At 46.3% G+C, this 20,590-nt stretch carries 11 protein-coding genes and 1 pseudogene; 6 read left to right on the top strand and 6 right to left on the bottom strand.

The window, feature by feature from the left end:
• Nucleotides 1-22: 22 nt before the first annotated feature.
• The 3 genes from QUA00_RS20650 to QUA00_RS20660 all read right to left on the bottom strand — a co-directional run bounded on the left by QUA00_RS20650 (nucleotide 23) and on the right by QUA00_RS20660 (nucleotide 12,219).
• The gene (locus QUA00_RS20650; RefSeq protein ID WP_333410968.1) at nucleotides 23-10,051 is read right to left on the bottom strand and encodes a tetratricopeptide repeat protein; all 10,029 of its coding nucleotides are present in this window, start codon (nucleotides 10,049-10,051) and stop codon (nucleotides 23-25) included.
• 116 nt (nucleotides 10,052-10,167) lie between these two features.
• Nucleotides 10,168-11,226, bottom strand: a complete 1,059-nt coding sequence (locus QUA00_RS20655) for a homogentisate phytyltransferase (protein WP_333410969.1) — start codon at nucleotides 11,224-11,226, stop codon at nucleotides 10,168-10,170.
• A gap of 36 nt (nucleotides 11,227-11,262) precedes the next feature.
• Nucleotides 11,263-12,219 (bottom strand): methyltransferase domain-containing protein, encoded by a 957-nt coding sequence (locus tag QUA00_RS20660; protein ID WP_333410970.1) that lies wholly within the window; start codon nucleotides 12,217-12,219, stop codon nucleotides 11,263-11,265.
• A gap of 260 nt (nucleotides 12,220-12,479) precedes the next feature.
• On the opposite strand from QUA00_RS20660, the gene QUA00_RS20665 reads away from it, so the two are divergent.
• Nucleotides 12,480-13,814, top strand: coding sequence for a TrkH family potassium uptake protein (locus QUA00_RS20665; RefSeq protein WP_333410971.1), 1,335 nt, complete (start codon nucleotides 12,480-12,482; stop codon nucleotides 13,812-13,814).
• A gap of 140 nt (nucleotides 13,815-13,954) precedes the next feature.
• On the top strand, nucleotides 13,955-14,650 hold the full coding sequence (locus QUA00_RS20670) for a TrkA family potassium uptake protein (RefSeq protein ID WP_333143396.1): 696 nt from the start codon (nucleotides 13,955-13,957) through the stop codon (nucleotides 14,648-14,650).
• A gap of 337 nt (nucleotides 14,651-14,987) precedes the next feature.
• Here QUA00_RS20670 and QUA00_RS20675 read toward each other — a convergent pair whose 3' ends face one another.
• The gene (locus QUA00_RS20675) at nucleotides 14,988-15,221 is read right to left on the bottom strand and encodes a hypothetical protein (protein WP_333143395.1); all 234 of its coding nucleotides are present in this window, start codon (nucleotides 15,219-15,221) and stop codon (nucleotides 14,988-14,990) included.
• Between the two features lie 565 nt (nucleotides 15,222-15,786).
• Between QUA00_RS20675 and QUA00_RS20680 the strand changes: the two genes are divergently transcribed.
• Both QUA00_RS20680 and QUA00_RS20685 read left to right on the top strand, forming a co-directional pair.
• Entirely contained in the window at nucleotides 15,787-16,386 is a 600-nt protein-coding gene (locus QUA00_RS20680) for a sulfite oxidase-like oxidoreductase (RefSeq protein WP_333410972.1), read from the top strand.
• Between the two features lie 627 nt (nucleotides 16,387-17,013).
• A complete protein-coding gene (locus tag QUA00_RS20685) occupies nucleotides 17,014-17,730 on the top strand; it encodes a PEP-CTERM sorting domain-containing protein (protein WP_333148218.1) in 717 nt (238 codons plus the stop codon).
• Nucleotides 17,731-18,122: 392 nt separating this feature from the next.
• On the opposite strand, the gene QUA00_RS20690 is transcribed toward QUA00_RS20685, so the two are convergent.
• Both QUA00_RS20690 and QUA00_RS20695 read right to left on the bottom strand, forming a co-directional pair.
• The gene (locus tag QUA00_RS20690) at nucleotides 18,123-18,341 is read right to left on the bottom strand and encodes a hypothetical protein (protein ID WP_333410973.1); all 219 of its coding nucleotides are present in this window, start codon (nucleotides 18,339-18,341) and stop codon (nucleotides 18,123-18,125) included.
• Nucleotides 18,342-18,368: 27 nt separating this feature from the next.
• Entirely contained in the window at nucleotides 18,369-18,698 is a 330-nt protein-coding gene (locus QUA00_RS20695; RefSeq protein ID WP_333410982.1) for a mechanosensitive ion channel domain-containing protein, read from the bottom strand.
• Between QUA00_RS20695 and QUA00_RS20700 the strand changes: the two are divergent.
• Nucleotides 18,689-19,225, top strand: a pseudogene (locus tag QUA00_RS20700) (IS607 family transposase). The gene QUA00_RS20695 and the pseudogene QUA00_RS20700 sit on opposite strands and share 10 nt — an antisense overlap.
• The gene (locus QUA00_RS20705) at nucleotides 19,176-20,510 is read left to right on the top strand and encodes a transposase (RefSeq protein WP_333410974.1); all 1,335 of its coding nucleotides are present in this window, start codon (nucleotides 19,176-19,178) and stop codon (nucleotides 20,508-20,510) included. Before QUA00_RS20700 ends, QUA00_RS20705 begins: the two are co-directional and overlap by 50 nt.
• Nucleotides 20,511-20,590 lie beyond the last annotated feature (80 nt).

The raw sequence follows: 20,590 nt of genomic DNA on the forward strand, positions 1-20,590 counted from the left end.
GTAGTCAGGACTTTAGTGTTATCTACATATCGGCAATCACATCCAAAAAACGCTTAACCTGTTTTTCCCAAGTCCAATCCAGCATGAAATTCGCCGCAGCTAAACCGCGACTTTTAGCTTGTTCCCGATTAGTATAAACTTGTTCCAAAGCCTCGACAACTTCTGCAACCTCAGACTCTCCCCAACCTTCTACACCGGAAAAAGGAGCAGTCGGTTTAACTCGTCCTTGACTCCATAAAGGATAGCAAATGTGGCTGTAAATCAAGTCTAAATGACCAGTATTTGCTGATAAAATAGTCGGAATTCCGCAGGCCATACTTTCCATTGCGACTAAATTAGTGCCGCCTTCACAGCGGTTAGTGAAAACAGCACAGTCGGCTTCTCGCAAAATTTGTCCGGTGAGGTGATTTGGAATTAAGCCGATATCGATAAAAGAGTCCACCGGCAAACCGTTAGCCACTAACCATTGGGAAATTTCTAAACTTCCGTCGTGGTTGATATTGGGAAGTCCGGCCACGTTTCCGGTTTGCTCGATTCCTAGCATATACTGAGGCCAGAAGTTGTGCCATGTTGTTAGTAACAAAGCCTCTGGATGTTTGGCGCGAAATCGTTTGAAAGCGGCAATTACAATATCTTGACCTTTGCGATATTCCAGTTTGCCGCCGGAGAAAATGACGAAGCGATCGCCAAATAGATTAGATTTGGGTGCAGGATGGAAAATTGTTGGGTCAATTCCTTGATGTACCATCGCCACATTAGTCAAGCTGCAGCTTCTCAAAACATCCGCATTCCAGTTGGAACCGGCGACAATCACGCTATATTTTTTGGCTGTTTCTAGTGCTTCTGCTGTGATTCGTGTGTCTTCAAAAAATATGACTCCTATTTGACAAGCGCTGGTAATTTGATTGTCAACTCCAGAGGATGCTAAATTATTCCCCAAAGCGTAAAGTACGGGAAAATTACAACTGATTTGTTTGTCGGAATTTGCTGCTACTAATTCCTGAAAACTTTTGTGCTTTTCAATTACAGGTAACAACAGCGATTTATGCAGCGGATTCATCGATTCTGAGGTGATTGATGGCGGTGCTAAAAGTGCAACTTCCCAGGCAGGATTTTGCCGCAGTTGTAGTGTTAAATTCATGGCGTAAATTCCCCAGCCGCTGGTGATGCTGAGGGGCCAACTAATGCCGATTCCGGTAATTTGTGGGGGAGTTTCTGGGGGTTGAATTTGAGGCGGAGTTTCTGGGGGTTGAAGCCGAGGCGGAGCCTCTGAATATGCGTTACCAGGCAGAGCCTGGTAACGAGTAGATTGTAGGGGCGGTGCCCCCGTGCCCGCCCTCTCTAGCAAGGCTGCTTTTATACGATCGCAAACTCCATCCCAATCACCCGCTTTTTGCTGCCTAAACAGACGCACAGTGGGATACCAAGGGCTATCTTCGCGTTCCAACATCCAGCGCCAATCGGGAACAAAAGACAGCAAAATCCAGACGGGTTTGCCCAAAGCACCGGCCAAGTGCGCGACAGAAGTATCTACGCAAATTACTAAATCGAGTTGCGAAATAATTGCTGCGGTGTCGGCAAAATCGACGCAATGTTCGCTCAAATCTTCAATTTGGTGTTGCTTTAATAAAGTGCGTGAAGCGCAGCTATCCTGTAGGGAATCGCCCGCTGACAAATCTTTCTGAAGACTGTAAAAACTCACTCCCGGAACATCTACAAATTTTACAAAATCGCTCAATTTACACGAGCGCTGATGATTGTTGCGGTGCAGCGGGCCGCCAGCCCACACAATACCTACTTTTAGTTGATTGTTCGGCTCTAGGCAAAATTTAAAATCCTGTGGCGGGGCTAAATAAGGAATATTCGCCGGTATATTTTCCAAAGTTGTTCCCAGAATTCGCGGCAAACTTAGCAGCGGGGCTTGCACTTGAAAATCTACCATATCGCTCGGTCTGACTCCTACTCGATCGACTCCTGCAATTCCTTCAAATAAACGCTTCAGCAAGACATGACAAGCAACAATAACTTGGCCGCCTTTTTGCTTAACTAAAGGCGCGTAGCGGATAAACTGTATCGTATCGCCAAAACCCTGCTCAGGGTGCAATAAAATTGTTTTTCCCTGCAAATCAGAGCCGTCCCAAAGCGGTTGCTCAAAAGAGCGCCGATCCAATTGTTCAGTTTGCCAGCGCGATTCGTACTCCGCAAAACCACGCTTCAAATCTCCAGTTAAGAGCAAAGCGAAGGCTAGTTTCAAGCGCCAATTTGGCGAATTGGGACGTAGTTGAATTGCTTTATTGTAGAAGTCGATCGCCTCTGCGACTTTTCCTTGTTCTTCGAGGGCGGAACCCAAGTATAAGTTAGTTTCAGCCTGGTTGGGATTGATTCTTAGCGATTTTTGGTAATGAGCAATAGCCTCGGCTATTTGCCCGTTTTCCTGTTTGATATCACCTAAACAACTGTGGGCTTCTGCGTGGCTGGGTGAGGCGGCAATTACTTGTTCGTAGCGATCGGCTGCTTCTGCTTTTTTACCTTGTTTTTGTAAAGCATTTGCTATGTGAAATTGTACCTGTGCGGGCGATAAGGCAAATCGAGGCGAAGCTTCGTCGGTATCTCCGTTACCAGGAACAGCTTGGGAACGAGTATAGATTAGGTGTTTTAAGGCTGTTTTTAGGCGATCGCAAACTCCCACCCAATCGCCCGGTGTTTGCTGCCGAAACAGCCGCGCCGTCGGATACCAAGGGCTATCCTCGCGTTCCAACATCCACCGCCAATCCGGCATAAAACACAGCAAAATCCATACCGGCTTACCCAAAGCACCGGCTAAGTGCGCGATAGCAGTATCCACGCAAATTACTAAATCTAGTTGCGATATCACCGCCGCAGTATCGGCAAAATCGTTCAAATTGTCGCTCAAATCTATCACGGGAATTTGAGTTAACAAAGTACGATCGCCAGCCGACATTTCTTTCTGAAGACTGTAAAAAGTTACACCGGGAATATCTAACAATTGCAGGAAATAGCTTAAATCGCTCGATCGCTGAAAATCCTTCAAATGTTCCGCACTTCCCGCCCACGCAATCCCAACTTTAAACTTGCCATCCAAATTTAGGGAAAATTGCCAATTCGGCGGCGCAGCTAAATAAGGAACATTTGCCGGTATATTTTCTAAATTTGTTCCGAGAATATACGGCAAACTCATCAGCGGTGCTTGCAGTTGGAAATCCGGCAATTCATCCATCCGAATCACCACTTGTTCAATCCCCGGAATCTGCTTAAATAAACGCTTCAGTTCTTGATAGCAAGAAAGGATTACTTTGCCGCCTTTTTGCTGCACAATTGCCGCGTATCGCACAAATTGAATGGCATCGCCCAAACCTTGTTCGGATCGGAGCAAAATAGTTTGCCCGTTCAAATCTGAACCGTCCCAAACTGGTTGGTCAAAATTCAACCGTGGTAATTTTTTTGCCTGTTCTGTTTGCCACCGCCACTCGTATTCTGCTAAACCGCGCGGCAAGTCCCCAGTCAACAGCAAGACTAAGCTTAAATTGAAGTGAGCCTTAACACAATTTGCATCAATTTCAAGAGCTTTAGTGTAACATAAAAGTGCGCGATTCACGTCTCCTAATTGTTCAACAGCACTGCCTAAATTAGTAAGAGCTTCTATATAATTCGGATTCAAAGATATTGCTCGTTCCAAGCTAGAAATTGCCTGTTCTATTTTTCCTGCAGCCAAGCATAACGTTCCCAGGTGATAGTGTCCTTTAGGATTGTGCGGTTCTGCTTCAATTGCACGCTCGTAAAGGCGTTCAGCCTCGGCTAGCTGAGATTGTGTTTGCATCGCCGCACCCAAATTTACGAGCGCTGGCGCATAATTGGAATTGACAGAAAGTGCTTGATGAAAACAGGCGATCGCAGTGGGCAACTCGCCCTGCTGCTGGAGTGTGGCGCCGAGATTGTTGAGAGCTTTGACGTAAATCGGATTCAGGGCGATCGCCTTTTGAAAACAAGATACAGCATCGGGTATATTGCCTCGATCTTGCAGCAAAATACCCAAGTTATTGTGCGCTTGAGCGCAGTTCGGATCGATTTCGATCGCGCGCTGATAATAGGCGGCAGCTTCGGCTAAATCGCCTGTTTGGTGCAGCGTCACTGCCAAATTAGTGGCGGCTTCTATCGAATTTGGCTGCAAAACTAAAGCATTTTTAAAATAAGCGATCGCCTCGGAGAATCTACCTTGCGCTTTCAGAACATTTCCGCAATTGAACTGTTCTTGAGCTAAGTCAACATTGGACTGAGCTTCTATTCGTGGTTGAGCTTCCTGATGCTGAGAAATTATTTCTCTCAGCGCCAAAGCAGCCCGCTCTAAAACTCCTTCCCAATCCCCCGCAGTAGACTGGCGAAACAGCCGCGCCGTCGGATACCAAGGACTATCTTCGCGTTGCAACATCCACCGCCAATCCGGCACAAAACACAGCAAAATCCACACGGGTTTGCCCAAAGCACCAGCCAAGTGCGCCACAGAAGTATCTACAGAAATCACTAAATCCAGAGCCGATATTACAGCCGCAGTATAGGCCATATCTTGCAAATTAGAGCTTAAATCTGTTACGGGCATTTGCTCTAACAAAGCGCGATCGTCTGCTGTCATTTCCTTTTGCAAGCTGTAAAATTCTGCTCCCGGAATATCTAACAGTTGGGACAACAAATTTAGCGGTAACGATCGCACTTTATTTTGGGAATGTTGAGCATTTCCAGACCACACAATCCCTATTTTCAAATTAGCAGTTTGGCGAATAGTACATTCCAAACCGGGCGGCGGAGCTAAATAAGGAACTTTGGCGGGTATACTTTCTAAAGTTGTTCCCAGAAGGTGCGGCAAACTCATTAGATGCGCGCGAACTTGAAAATTTCGCGCATCCTCTGGATTAACTATTAACTCATCGATTCCCGCAACTTGTGCAAACAAGCGGTGCAACTGCGGCAAACACCAAACAATTACCCTACCGCCTTTTTGTTTAACTAAATCTGCGTAGCGGATAAACTGAATTGCATCGCCTAAACCCTGTTCCGGGCAAAGCAAAATAGTTTTTCCTTGCAAATCTTTGCCGTCCCAAACCGGCTGTTGAAAACTGTAGTCCGGGTACTCTTTTTGTGGAACCAGCAGTCGCCATTCGTACTCGGAAAAACCGCGCTGAAAATCTCCCGCCAGCAGCAAAGCTAAACCTAAATTTAGGTGAGATTCGGGGCTAGCGACATTGAATTTAACTGCTTGGCTGTAGTAGGTGACAGCATCCGCAAATTGTCCGCGATTGTGCAAAGCACTTGCCAAACTGTAGAGGGGATTGATATAACCGGGTTTGAGTTCGATCGCCCGACGGTAAAAATCGATCGCCTCTGCCATGTTTCCCGCTTCCTCAAAAGCTTTGCCCAGATTGTTCAAAGCTTCTGGAAAGTCGGGTTTCAGGCTCAAAGCTTGCTGATAGCAGGCGATCGCATCTTCAATTTTGCCCTGTTTCTGCAGGACAATTCCCAGATTGCAGCGAGCCTGTGCACTGGCTGGCAATTTCTGAATCGCTTGCTGGCAAAAAGCTAGAGCCTCATCTAACTTATCTTGGTTAGACAGCCAACTCCCCAAAGCGAGATCGATTTCTGCCAAATGCGGTTGCAGCGCCAGAGCTCGATCGTAGTATGCGATCGCATCTGAAATTTTGCCCTGTCGGATCGAGGCGTATGCTAAATGCTGCAAAGCCTCCACATCATTGGGAGCGATCGCGATCGCCCGTTCGTAATTCGCGATCGCCCGTTCGTAATTTGCGCCCGCTTCCGCTTCCTCCCCTTGCTCCTCCAAAGCAATTCCCAAATTCAAATAAGCCACCGCGCAATTAGGATTGACTTGAATCGCTTGCTCATAGCAGCTTATAGCCTCCGCCACATCCCCTTGCTCTTCCCGCAACAGGCCCAAATTAATCAGCGCTTCCGCGCAATTCGGGTTCAAAGACAGCGCCCGCTCATATTCTGCGATCGCCTCTGCAGTCTCCCCTGCTTCCGCGAGCGCGCTGCCCAAATTGCTTGCAGTTTCCGCCAAATTCCCGTCGATTGCTAGGGCTTGTCGGTAGTGCGCGATCGCCTCTGTTAGCTGGCCGCTGTGCTGTTTGACAACGCCTAAATTGCTGTGCGCCGCTGCGTAATTAGGATCGATCGCGATCGCTCGCTCATAACAAGCGATCGCACCGCCAAAATCGGCTTGCTGCTGCAAATCCACGCCCAACCGAAACTCTGCATCCGCCGAATCCGACGGCACAAATGCAGCAGCAACCGCGCCTAGAGCTTCCGCCACCCGATCAAAAACGTCCTCCCAGTCGCCCCGCTGATGCTGGCGAAACAGCCTTGCGCTTGGATACCAAGGACTATCTTCGCGCTCCAACAGCCACCGCCAATCCGGCGAAAACGCCAGCAAAATCCACACTGGTTTGCCCAAAGCGCCCGCCAAATGGGCGACAGCGGTATCGACACTAATGACTAAATCCAGTTTGGCGATCGCAGCAGCAGTATCGGCAAAATCGCCAAAATGCGGGCTCAAATCTACGATCGACGTTTGATTCAACAGCGCGCGATCGGCCTCGGAAACCTCTTTCTGCAAGCTGTAAAAACTTACCCCCGAAACGTCCAAAAGCGGCAGAAACTGACTTAAACTGCAAGAACGCTGCTTGTTTTTGCGGTGTTTTGGATTTCCCGCCCAGACAATGCCAACTTTCAAAGTGCGATCGGGCCCAAGCGTAAATTCAGCACCCGCAGGCGGAGATAAATAAGCAGTATTTGCTGGTATTGTTTCCAGCTTTGTACCGATAATATAGGGCAAACTCAACATCGGCGCTTGCACGTCAAATTCCGGCAGTGGCTCCCCTTTAACTATTAGCAAATCAATGCCGTCAACCGTTGCAAATAAACGGTGCAATTGTGGGTAACAGCCAACAATGACCCTACCGCCTTTATTTTTGACGATCGCAGCGTAGCGAATAAACTGAAGCGAATCGCCTAAACCTTGTTCGGCGTGCAGCAAAATAGTCTTTCCCACCAAATCAGAACCGTCCCATAGCGGCCGGTATTCTCTCGCCGAAACAGTATTATCCGGCCCCACCAAAAAACAGGAATGACCAGTGTGAAATTCTTTAATTTGCCAGCGCCACTCATATTCAGCGAGACCATTTTCCAAATCTCCCACCAACAGCAAAGCCAAGGATAAATTCAGGTGAGCGCTAGCGTGATTTGGACTTAAATGAATCGCTCGTCTGTAGCAGGCGATCGCATTTTCTACCGCGCCTTTTTCCAGAAATGTCCTGCCTAAATTGTTGATAGCTTCCACAAAATCCGGCAGCAATTCTAGAGCTTTGTGATAATACTCCAGCGCATCTTCTAAATTGCCCTGTTCTTGCAACACTGTTGCCAGATTGTTGTAAGCTTCCCAGCTATGCGGATGAATTTCCAGCGCTCGCCGGTACAGCTCGATCGCCCTGAAAAGTTCGCCTTTTTCTTGCAGCGCGACAGCTAAATTAATCAGTGCGGGTACGAAATTCGGTTCAGCGACAAGAGCTTGTTCGTAATGTGCGATCGCCTCTTCCACTTGAGCTTGTTCCTCAAAAATCTTTGCCAAGTTGTAAGATGTTTGAGGAATATTGGGATTAAGCGCTAAAGCTTCTCGGTAATGCGACATAGCTGCGTCTAATTCGCCATTTTCTTGCTTGAGAAAACCAAAATTAATCCGCGCTTGAACGCAATTTGGGTCAAGAGATATAATCTGTTCGTAAATGGCGATCGCCTCTTCCCGATCTCCTGTTTCCATCAAATGCTCTGCTTGCCGCAATAAATCCTCTAAAACAACCAAATTCTCCCCGCCGTTTTCGATCGCAATCGATGTCTCAATCCCCTGCGATTGATTAACTGTGGAGCGTTCCGCTAACCCTTCGCTCGCAATCACAAATGTTTGTTTACTCTCTTGAACTACGCTTGCACCTGTCATTTTGAGAGCTACATAATCGAGATCCGGCGTAGGATTAGCAGTCATTCCGAGTGAAACTAAGTCAAGCTGATCGTGGGCAGAATCCTCGGAATAACTAGCAGTATTGGCAATCGCAAAAGAACTTAAAGCCACCTGCACTTCCTCAAACAATTCTTGCCAACTTTCCGGCTGACTTTGACGGAAAAGCCTCGCAGTTGGATACCAAGGATTGTCTTCACGATCCAGCAGCCAACGCCAGTCAGGAGCAAAAGAAAGCAGCACCCAAACCGGTTTTCCTAAAGCACCGGCTAAGTGCGCCACAGCCGTATCGACAGTAATGACTAAATCCAGTTGAGATATAGCCGAAGCGGTATCAGCAAAGTCGTTCAAATGCGGAGTTAAATCCGGCACTAAGTGTTGATGCAACAAAGTGCGATCGCTCTCGGACAAGTTTTTTTGTAAACTATAAAAAGCAATTCCCGGAACATCCAAAAATCGAATAAAATCGCTCAAGCTGCAAGAACGCTGATTGTCTTTCCGGCGCTGCGGACTCCCCGCCCAAACAATCCCTACCTTCAATTTTGCATCAGAAGAAAGCGCAAACTTGCACTCAGCAGGCGGAGATAAATAAGGAACATTTGCTGGTATTGTTTCCAGAGTTGTCCCCACAATTCGCGGCAAACTCATCAGAGGTGCGTGAACATCAAATTCTGGCAAACCCTCCAGACTAACTGATAAATATTCAATACCAGCAACTGTCGCAAACAACCGCATCACTTCTGGATAGCAAGCCACCATAACTTTAGCGCCTCGGCTGCGAAGAATCGGGGCGTAGCGAATAAACTGAATCGAATCGCCGAAGCCTTGCTCGACGTGCAGTAAAATAGTTTTTCCCTGCAAATCCGAACCATCCCAAATCGGCTGTCTAAATTGCCTCGGTTGTAGTTGCGGAGTGCGCCACCGCCACTCATATTCAGCAAAACCGCGCTGAAAGTCTCCGAACAATAGCAAAGTTAAGGCGAATTCCAGGTGGGCGGTGGCGTTGTCTGGCTGCAATTCCAAGGCTCGACTGTGACAAGAAAAAGCTTCTTGAAATTCTCCTAAATCGACCAAAGCGTGTCCGAGATTGTTAATAGCCTCCACGAAATCTGGCTTTAAGTTTAATGCTTGTCTGTAGTATGATATTGCGGCTTTTACATTGCCTTGTTCGTGGTAAAATGCTCCTACATTGTTGTGAGCTTCGGGATTGTTTGGTTCTAGTTTTACAGCTTGCTGGTAGCAGTTGAAAGCTTCGTCTAATTTCCCCTGCTGTTGCAAAACTGTTCCCAAGCCCATCAGGGAATATGTCAAATTTGGATTAATTTTTAAAGCGTGCCGATAACAGGCGATTGCCTCGTTTAATTGATTTTTTTGTTTATATAAATGTCCTAAATTGTGGGCTGTTTCCGGCAGGTTGGGGTCGAGTTGCAGCGCGGTTTGGTAATATAAAATTGCCGAGTCTATTTCGCATAATTGCTGTTTTGCCCAGCCCAAATTATTGTAAGCGAGTGCGGAATTGGGCTGGATTTTGATGACTTGTTCGTAACTGGCGATCGCCCTTTGATATTCTCCTACATCCAGCAAAACATTAGCCTTATTTAAATGTGCTTCTACAAAATCGGGGTTTTGGGCGATCGCCTTTTCGTAAAAGTCGATCGCCTCTGCAATTTTTCCCTGCTGTCTCGCCGCTATTCCCAACAAACACAGCACGTTTGCTGATTCCGGCTGTACTTCTATAATTTGCCGGTACAAATTCTCAGCTTCTAACAAACGTCCCGCTTGGTGATGTTCCCAAGCTAATTTCAAACAGTCTTCTGCACCCAATTTGCCAGCAGATTTTAGAGATTTTTTTTGAGAAGCCATAGTTGTCTTGGTTGTTTGGGAGTTCGCTAACTTGTAATTGCCAACTTCTTCTAATTTGTTAACTCTTCCTTCCTTTTTCCTTCCCCCTTCCTTCTTCCTTCTTCCCCCTTCCCCATTCCTTCTTCCTTCTTCCGACTTCCATCGGACTGACATCCGTTACATCCGTTACATCCGTTACAGAATCCGTTGCCGAACTTCCTTCTTCCTTCTACCTGACATCCGTTACATCCGTTACATCCGTTACACAATCCGTTGCCGAACTTCCCCTTCTACCCCAACAAACAAGCTGCGGGAAAAATCAGATATTCTAAGAAAAACAACTTCCAGATAAACTGATAAAATGCAGCAATTTCTATTTTATCGTCCAAATCAACTTTCGTGCTCCAAAACCACATCAAACCCAAAGCCGCCAAATGAGAAACTGCCAGAAACACTAAATTAACATTAGGCAACACCATCGCTCCCGCCAAAGTCGCGCCCAAATAACAAACCGTCAACACCCAGCGAGATAAATTAAAGACGGCCGGCTTGCCCAGCTCAATCGTAAACGTAGTAATATTATATTGCTTGTCCCCTTCCATGTCGGGGATATCTTTAAAAATGGCGATCGCAAACGTAAACACCACAACAAAAACCGTCAGCACCCAAACTTCCGCAGGAATCTCAAAAGACATACTCTCCCAACTCCAGCCAGAAAAAGCGCTTTTCGCCATTCCCAAACCCAACACCCAATTAAAGTGCAAAAATAACCCTAAATTTACGATCGCCCCCCGCACAGTAAAAATGCACAGCGCCGCCCAAAAAGGAAACCGTTTCAGCCGAATTGGCGGCAGAGAATAAGCAGTCCCGATCGCCAAACTAACGCCAACGGTAGCCAGCAAAAACGGGCCTTGTAAAACAGCAGTCAAAATTGCTATAATTCCCGTGGCAATTACAATTAATTCCCCGGTTTTCCGAGAAAACACTCCCGATGCGATCGGCAAATACGGCTTATTAATTTTATCAATTTCAACATCTTCTAACTGGTTCAATCCCACAATATAAATATTGCCGCAAATGCAAGCCAACCAGGCACAAGCTAGGGTTCCAAATACAGGATTCACAAACAGCCTCGCGCTTTGGGCGATCGCGTACAAAGCCAATACACTCAAGCTAGTACCCACAATTGTGTGCGGCCGAGAAAATTCCCAAAATGCCCTCGCCCAGCTTTGCGGAGCCGAGCTATTTTTATCAATCCAAGACTTGCCCATCGAATCATTGCCCATAAATCTCACACCCGCACCAAACAAATAATATTCTGTAGGGTGTGCAATGCACACCTTACTCATCAACTCAAGACTCAAAACTTCTCTGATATATGCCTGTTATTTTACAGCACAAATCAGCCCAAAACGAATCAACCCGCTCTGATATCCACGGCTCATCAATCCGAGAGCAAGTGCAGCTTGAATAGTCGTCCAACCGCTCGTTAGCAAACCCCAAATCGCGCTCGGAGTCAAAGCAGAATCGATCACCACATCCCAAAAAGGAGCAACAGCTTTTGACCAATCAGCGCTGCGAATACTTGTCAAAGGCAAACTGCGGACAATTTCCTCATATTCCGGCAAAGAAATCACATAAGGCAAAGCATAAACCCGGTAAATTTCTGCCAATTCCTTTCTCTCTTCATCAGTTAATTCACCCGCCGTTTCTCCCAGCGGGCGGTGACACCAAGTTGCCAAAATCAAAGTTCCTCCCGGCTTGAGTACGCGGCAGCATTCCTGCAAAAACTTAATTTTGTCTGGCATATGTTCGCCACTTTCGAGCGACCAAACCAAGTCGAAGGACTCATCAGGAAAAGGCATATTCAAAGCATCGGCCACCAAAAAATTCACATTGCTTTGAGCATCGGCAATTTTAGCGCGTTCGGTCGCTCTGTTGGCCTGTACCGGACTCAGAGTAATGCCGGTAGCTGTAACGACGCTAGCGCCCGTTTTATTTTGTTCGGCAGATCTGCTAAAATCACGATCGCTCCTGCCATCCAACTTTAAATTATTTGCCGCGATCGAACTAAACTTTTGAGTCAAATACAGCGTGCTGCCGCCGATGCCGCAACCGACATCGAGAATGCGGTAAGATTCACAGAGTGCCTTCTGTGACGGTACTCCAGCCCAGCCCAGCAGTTCTTCTATCAAATCTATCTGAGCCTGTCGGCGCTCTTTTTTCAAATTGCCATCCGGGCCGTAGTAACCGTGGTGCATATGTTCGCCCCACACCTGCTCCCACAGACCGCTAGAAGCGTCGTAAAGTTGCTGAATTTGCTGGTAAAGTGTTGATGTCATCGCCGGATCGCAAGTTATTAAAGGAATTCTACCGTTATTTTCCCGATGTTGTCATAGAATTTGGCTATTGAGTTCGATCGGTCTCCGGCCTTCACCAGATAGAGATGTCCTGATTTCAAGCCCGACGCTCTATTTGTGGGTTCCCTCTCAAACCTCAAATCTCAAATCGATTTGTGGGTTTCCTCTCAAACCTCAAATCCAAAATCGATTTGTGGGTTCCCTCTCAAATCTAAAATCTCAAATCTAAAACCTAAAATCGAATGACTGTCTCGCGAACCATTGCTTTGGGCTTTCTCGCTGTCATCCTCATAGGTGCTCTATTACTGATGATGCCCTTTTCCACAATTGATGGAACTTGGAGCGATCCAATAACAGCACTGTTTACCTCTACTTCCTCTGTCTGCGTCACGGGCTTGTCGGTTGTAGATGTCGGAAAATATTACTCTTTTTGGGGGCAACTGTGCCTAGTTTTACTGGTGCAAATAGGAGGCTTGGGCTACATGACAGCCACGACTTTCTTGCTGCTGTTATTGGGCCGCCGCTTTGGCTTGAAAGACAAAGTTGCCCTGCAACAATCTCTCGACAAATCCGGGCTAGCCGGCGTCGTACAACTCGTGCAGTCAATTCTAGCAACAACGCTTTTGTTTGAATTAACAGGAGTGTTTTTGCTGATGACGGTTTTCGTCCCCCAATACGGATTTAAACAGGGTGTGTGGTCTGCTATATTTCACAGCGTTAATTCCTTTAACAACGCGGGTTTTAGCATCTATTCAGATAATTTGATCGGCTACATCAGTTCGCCTATGGTTAACTTCACCGTCACTGGTTTAATCATATTTGGGGGAATCGGCTATCAAGTAATTATGGAAATGTACCTGTGGCTGCGCGATCGCTTCAACAAAAGCCCTATCTGCACAGTTTTTTCCCTGAACTTCAAAGTTGTTACCACTACAACGGCTGTCCTTTTAATTTTAGGAACGCTAGCCTTTTTGGTGCTGGAATACGACAACCCAGACACTTTCGGCGCTCTAAATTTTCCTCAAAAGCTGATGGCAGCTTGGTTTCAATCTGTTACTCCCCGCACGGCCGGGTTCAATACAATTAGCATTGGCCAAATGACCGAAGCCTCGCTATTTCTGACTATTGCGCTGATGTTTATCGGCGCCAGTCCTGGCAGCACCGGCGGCGGAATCAAAACCACAACTTTTAGGATATTGTTTTGCTGTACCACAGCAGTTGTCGAAGGCCAGGAAGATGTGGAGTGCTATCAGCGTCAGATCCCGCCACCAATGATTCTGAAAACCATTAGCGTAGTCTTCGGTTCCCTGTTGGTCGCGTTCACATCTGCAATTTTAATCGAGCTGACCAATCCCCAAGTAGAATTTATCGCAGCGCTGTATGAAGCAGTTTCAGCTTTTGCTACGGTCGGTCTTTCCACTGGGATTACACCCACGCTTTCAGCGATCGGTAAGTTGATTTTGATTGCTACAATGTACATAGGTCGCGTTGGGATACTGCTGCTGGTGAGTGCTGCCTTCGGCGACCCAAAACCCAGGTCTTTTAAGTATGCTGAGGAAAGTTTGTTAGTGGGATAAAAAAATCCTGTCTCGTTGCTGATAATCTAAACAATGGGTGACAACCCAAATCAACTTTTACTACTTACCCAAAAATCAAAAGGAGGCGGCGCTGTCTCTGTTCAAATTTAAACAGCAAGACGCTCAGCGCTGGAAATTTAGTGAACCTGTCATCTTTGAATTTTTTTCGCACTTTGCGCGCCGACAACAAGCAGTTTGCCGTTATTGGTTTGGGACGCTTCGGCAAAGCTGTGTGTTCGACTCTGCACGGCTTGGGTTACGAAGTCTTGGGAGTTGACACCGATGAAAAAAAAGTAACTCAAGCTTTGACCGATCGTATTGCTGCTCACGTTGTGCAGTTAGATTCTACTGAGCCTAGCGCTCTTGCTGAAGCCGGCATATTTGAATTTGAAACAGTGATTGTTGCGATCGGCAATTACCTAGCAGAAAGCATTACCACCACCCTTAATCTTAAGGAAGGGGGGGTACGTCACGTAATAGCCAAAGCTTCTTCGGAAACTCACTTAAAACTGTTGAAAAAAGTCGGCGCAGATCATGTAGTTTTTCCAGAACGAGAAATGGGCTGCTCTTTGGCCCGCCTTCTTACAAAACCCAGCATTTTAGAACGCTTTGACCTCGACCCAGATCACAGCATCGTTGAGTTGCTCGTTCCTGAAAAGTTTGACGGTAAAACCATCTCCGAATTGGAGCTCCGGCGCAAGTATGGTTTGAACTTGCTAGCAGTCGGGCGCGCCGACAAGTTCGAGATTAATCCGGAGCCAAGCGAACGCTTGAGAAAGGGCGACGCGATGGTAGTAATTGGTTCTAATAAAGATATCAATCGCTTGCCAATTTAACAGAGCGCCATTTTACGCACATATAGCAACATTCCTGGACTCAGAAACCCGGTTTCTTGTGTTCCGACTGTCTAAGTCCTAAGCAATTCTTGCGGGATGTGTGAAAATTTCAGACTCTTACAAACCCGGTTTATCTTAGATAAACCGGGTTTCTCTGTCAATCTTGATGTTCTAATTTTTAACTGAAATATCTAAATTGAATTTCACCAGTTCTGGGGTTGGTTCCGTCTTTGCGACCCCCTCGGAGAACCTAGCCAGACAAATCGCGAAAAATTTTAACAAAGTAGCAGCACTCGATCGCGCTCCCGCAAATCATAGGAGCGCTAGCCCTGAAAATTCAGCCAACTTTCAAGATTTTTTGCAAATAAGCTTTGCCAAAAACCACCACCGCCAAGACTAGAGCGAGTTCAACAGGCCAAGGACACGCCGCCACAAACCAAATTAACGAACAAACTCCAATAATTGCAGCTATGGGAGCCGGAATTCCGTCTAGCGTTCTATTGTCAGTCCCGGCAGTCACCCACCCAGCAATCAAGCAGACCGTCAACGGAATCAAGCAACTTGTGATCATGATTTTTACCCCATCAATTTTTTTACATATGGCATCTGAACATATTGTAACAATACATCAAAAATTGGGAAATGCACCATGAATTGCGATAAAATTTAAGATTACATACTTAATAAATAGGTAGGCAAAATTAAACTGATCTATGTAACAGTATGTAAACAGGCTTGACGTAGCCACGCTTAGGGAATTAGGATACTTTACAATCATTGACATACTTGCGTTTGACAGCGCCTACCTACTGACGCTGGGATCATAATAGTTGGTAATTTTTAGCTTCGGCTATCTCCGAAGGCAGAATTATAGCGGTTCTCAAAAAAGTGAGGTATGCCCTATGCCCTATGCCCTATGCCCTATGCCCTATGCCCTATGCCCTATGCCCTATGCCCTATGCCCATGAGTACCTCATAGGAGAGATCGAAAGGCTATAGGTTGGCATCAGGTAGAATTTAGGGATTTTTTATTCTAAAGAAGTGCTGAAAGCTTTCTACCTTGAGATGAATTGCGATGCGCCCCTCTCTGCAGGTTATACTCAGGATTGCAGTCAGTTACTGTAGAGCGTGAATCAATGCTGGGCAAATTTTTTCGCAAGCCAGAATCAGAAAACATCGATCGCGTCCCCCCGGGTCAATACCTCGCTAACGGGTTTCCTGTGCTGACCTACGGTGATACACCCTCTGTCAGCATTGAAAGTTGGGAATTTAAAGTCTGGGGATTGGCAAAACCAAAAACCTTCACTTGGTCGGACTTCCAGGCCATGCCCCAAAGTAACTTTACTGCGGATTTTCACTGCGTCACCCGGTGGTCAAAACTCGACGTGCAGTGGACGGGAGTCAAAGTCACAGATTTTATGAACTATATAGAAGTCGATCCGAAAGCTATGCACGTCCTAGAACACTGCTACGGCGGCTACACCACTAACATTGCGATCGCCGACTTCCTCCGAGAAGAAAACTTTTTCGCCCACACCGTCTTCGGCGAAGCTCTATCCGCAGACCACGGCGGCCCAATGCGGCTCGTAGTTCCCCACTTGTACGCTTGGAAAAGCGCTAAATGGATTAACGGCCTGGAGTTTACAGAAACCGAAGAACTCGGTTTTTGGGAACGCAACGGCTACCACCAGCGGGGCGAACCTTGGGCAGAGGAACGCTATAGCGGTCTGTTTTGATGCGGGCGATCGGGAGCAAGGACGGGGCCAGACCTTCTCTATACAATCTTTCTTGAGGGGCAATCCGGTCTTTTACCGCTTCAATCGGCAGAAATTGCATCTGGTCGATCGCATCTTTGGGATATCTGACGCGACGGGCTCTATCTAATTCAACCAAAATACGTAAACGCAACGATCGCATTTTGTACGTAATTTACCCGATAGATAAACTACTTTAACTCCCCTACACAAGTCCCAAAAAACAAATATTCCCAGTTTCGGGTTAATATCAAACTCCTTTAACTGTCAGTGTACACAAATATTACCGTATTTATACTTAAGTATCGGCGGTTGAGGATGGAGACTTGACAATATAATAAAAAATTAGCATAAGCCCGATCCAAATCAGTTTTGCTCACCCGCCCTCCCATGCCCGCGACTGCAAGGTTTCAATCCACAATATTTATAATTATTTAGTGGGTATTATTAGGGAGCGATCGCCCGTCTGCAGATGTGATCGACAGCATTTATGAAGGTTATGTAAAGGCTTGATAAAGAATTGGTCAAACTTTACCTAAAGTACCCCAACTGCAAACAAAGTATCGCATAATGAAAATATTAAGACCATCGCACAAAAGGAACAGGTTTATGAATACCAAACTCTTATCCGCCCTAGCAGCTACCGCCGCCGCCACAGCTCTGTTTGGCGCCGGATCTCCCGCTCAGGCCTTCTCCTTTGGTACCAACGGCATCACATTCAGTCAAGATCAAGATGTCAAGTTTAAATTCAAAGAGTCTCACGGTGGGTATACTTCCTCTTTGGGAATCTACCAGGTGAACGGCTTCACACTCGCTAACGTTGCCAAGTTATTTTCGGAAACTAAATCCTCAGACGACGGCAGCGCTAACGAATGGAAAGGAACTTTGGGCAATACCGTCACGGGTTCTGGCGAGGTAGTATTCAGATTCTTGGCAAATCAAGTTTACACTTTGGGACTCTCCAGCACTTTCGGGGAGGCGTCGAAGGGCATGGTCTACTCGACATCAGGGCTGAACCTGAACGTCGCCTCTACCGGCAGCCAGCAAGCCGTGTTTGGCGCCGCGCCGCTGTGGAGCGCACTCAACACAGCAGCAACCAACAGCTTCGGAGATGCCGGAAAATTCACAAGCGGAGTAGGTTCTCTGTTTAGCGGCGGCACGGTGATCTCCTTCGACGATCGCGGTGGCGGAAACGACGCAGACTTCCAAGATTTCACAGTCAGCGCAGAAGCAGTTCCAGAACCGATGACAATGACTGGTTTGGCTCTCGGTTTGGGTGGTTTGGTTGCAGCCCGCCGTCGCCGCGCTAGCAAGACGACTTCATGATTTTTTCAACCGGAACAATCTCCTCAATGACGCTTGACAAAATAAAATTCAATTAGGAGGCGCGCTAATGAGAAATCGGCTCGCCTTTTGCTTAATTTGAAAAGTCAGAAGGGAGAAATTGCTAGGATGATATTTTCCTAGACTTGTAGGTAATACTCATGACAATTGGTGTAGACTGAAGTAGCCTGCATAAAACCATCAGTAATGATGACTTGGACTTTCTCTCACTTCTCTCAAGCTTTGGCTTGAGAGCATCTCTGTAATCCTTGCGGTTCGAGGTTGTCGGAGATTGTCTGGATTAAAAGTATCAGAAACAGGATTTTTCCCACTATCCCACTATCCCACTATCCCACTCTCTCACTCTCTCCCTCTCCCAACTCAAAATTCAAAACTCACTCACGGTAAATTGTTCGATCGTACAAAGTCACCAGTACCGATTGAGGAATTCTAATGTCCGCCCCGATGCAGGTTACTTTCATCGCCACCACAGCCCTGGTGTTTGTCCGTCGCACCTGTGCTTGTTGGCGCAGCGTCCAATAGCGGACAATAAGATGCAAAGAACCATCGTAAAAGCCTGAAGTATCAACATCATAGGCTAAATTTAAAGGCAAGTTAGTTCGCCGCAATTTAAATGCGGATTAGCTTACCCGCACTGAATTGGTAAATACGATCGCCTTCGGCATGATAACTCTCTCTCCCCGATCGCTAATAATTTGAGTTGAACGCAGCAAAATCTTTTCAACAGTACCTTCAAAGCCTTCTACAATTATTATCCGATCGCCCAATTGAAAAGGTTCGTGCAACAGCAAAAATATTTCCGCTAAAAAGTATTTGAAGATGTCTGGGAACGCGAAACTAATCCCTACTGTCGGCGCAAAGTAAACGATTTCTTGGAAATTCTTTGTAAATCCTTGTAAAACATTATATTTTCTATTGACAAGAAAAATACCACCTAGCGATGACCAGATATGTCACACCGCCAGAAGCTTGCAAAATCCTGCAAGTCTCAGAAAAAACCCTTAGAAACTGGGAACTTGCCGACAAAATATCAGCAATCAGAACTCCCTCCAACCAGCGACGCTACGACATCGACAGCGTTCTCGGAACCGGACACGACCGAATTACAGCCATCTACGCCAGAGTCAGCAGCTACAAACAACGAGAAGACCTTGACAGACAAGTTAGCTACCTCCAAAGTCTCTACCCGCAAGCTAAAGTCTTCAAAGACATCGGAGGCGGACTCAACTTCAAAAGAAAAGCGCTGCTTGCCCTTCTGGGACAAGTCATGTCAGGAGATATCTCAACAGTTGTGGTGGGACACCAAGACAGACTGTGCCGGTGTGGTGGCGATCTCATCAAATGGATCGGCGAGCAAAACAATTGCCAACTCATGGTTCTGGGCAGAAACGAGCTGTCTCCAGAACGATAAATGGTTGAAGATATCCTTGCCATCATCCACGTCTTTAGCTGCCGACTCTACGGCTTGCGAAAATAAAAATCTGCTATCAAAGAAGATTCGAGTTTACCCGGAAACCAAGCTAGCAGCCAAATGGAGGACTTGGATTGCAGCAAGTAGATGGTGTTACAACCAAGCAATTGCTATCCTTAAAGACGAAAGAATTGGTAAGTATGACTTAAGAAAAAAGGTAATGGGCTTGGCTCCCACCTGGGTATCCGAACAACCTTACAATCCACGACAAATGGCAGTGTTTCAAGCTTTTGAGGCGCATAAGGCAGCTAAAAAGACAAAAGGGACGGCAAAATTCAGAAGCCGTTTCGATACATCTGAGACTATCCGGTTTCAAACATCTAATTGGAAATTGGGGACTTTTTATCCAACTTCTACTAAAGGGCTAACCTTTAAAGCCTCGGAACCTATCATCGAGATAATGCAACACGAACCAACACTCAGCTTGATTAACAGGCAATGGTTTATCTGCTATGCAATTGATGTACCAAAAATCAAGCCGATTGATAGCGATTTGGTGATAGCCTTAGATCCTGGCGTTAGAACTTTCCTTACTGGTTTTGACGGCAGTGGCTTTATCGAAATAGGAAAAAACGATATCGGTCGCATCTATCGGCTAGCAAGACATCTAGACAAATTAATGTCCCGCATTGGGGTAAGTAAAGGAAGGCAATTCAAGCGGCTGAGGTATGGCCTGCGAAAATCAGCAGCAAAAATTAGAATCAAAATCAAAAACTTAGTCAATGAATTGCATAAAAAAGCTGCAAAATATTTGACATGCAAGTACAAGTTAATTTTCTTGCCAACCTTCGAGACGCAACAAATGGTCAAGAAAGGTAAGCGCTCTTTAGCAACTAAAACAGCTAGGGCGATGGTCACTTTAAGTCATTATCGTTTCAAGCAAATGTTGAAGCATCAAGCCACTAAAAATGGTGGTGTTGTAGTAGACGTGACAGAAGAGTACACATCAAAAACCTGTTCAAAGTGTGGACACATTCATACTAAATTAGGCGGGTCTAAAGTCTTTAAATGTCCAGAGTGCGGACACACCCTGGACAGAGACAAAAACGGTGCTTTCAATATTTTGTTGAAAGCTTTGAGAGATACCTCCTTGATGGGAGAGCTTGCTGCTTTCTCTATCTTGCCATACACGGTTATTCCAGGCGAGCGTCCGGGATTTACCGGGTTAAATGTATCTGAACCAAGTCCTAACCAACTGATGATATCTGCAGGCTGCCAAGCTGGGAACGCCACGCAGGCGCTCAAACTGCCAGCAGCCCAAGTGAGAGTGTCAATCGATTTTAGATTTTAGATTTTAGATTTTCGATTGAAGCCTTGAGCCCACGGATAAATTCGGGGGCTTGTATCCTGGATGCTTTCGGTCAAATAATT

Origin of the sequence: Microcoleus sp. T2B6 (assembly GCF_036700475.1) — a bacterium.
Classification (GTDB): domain Bacteria; phylum Cyanobacteriota; class Cyanobacteriia; order Cyanobacteriales; family Microcoleaceae; genus Microcoleus.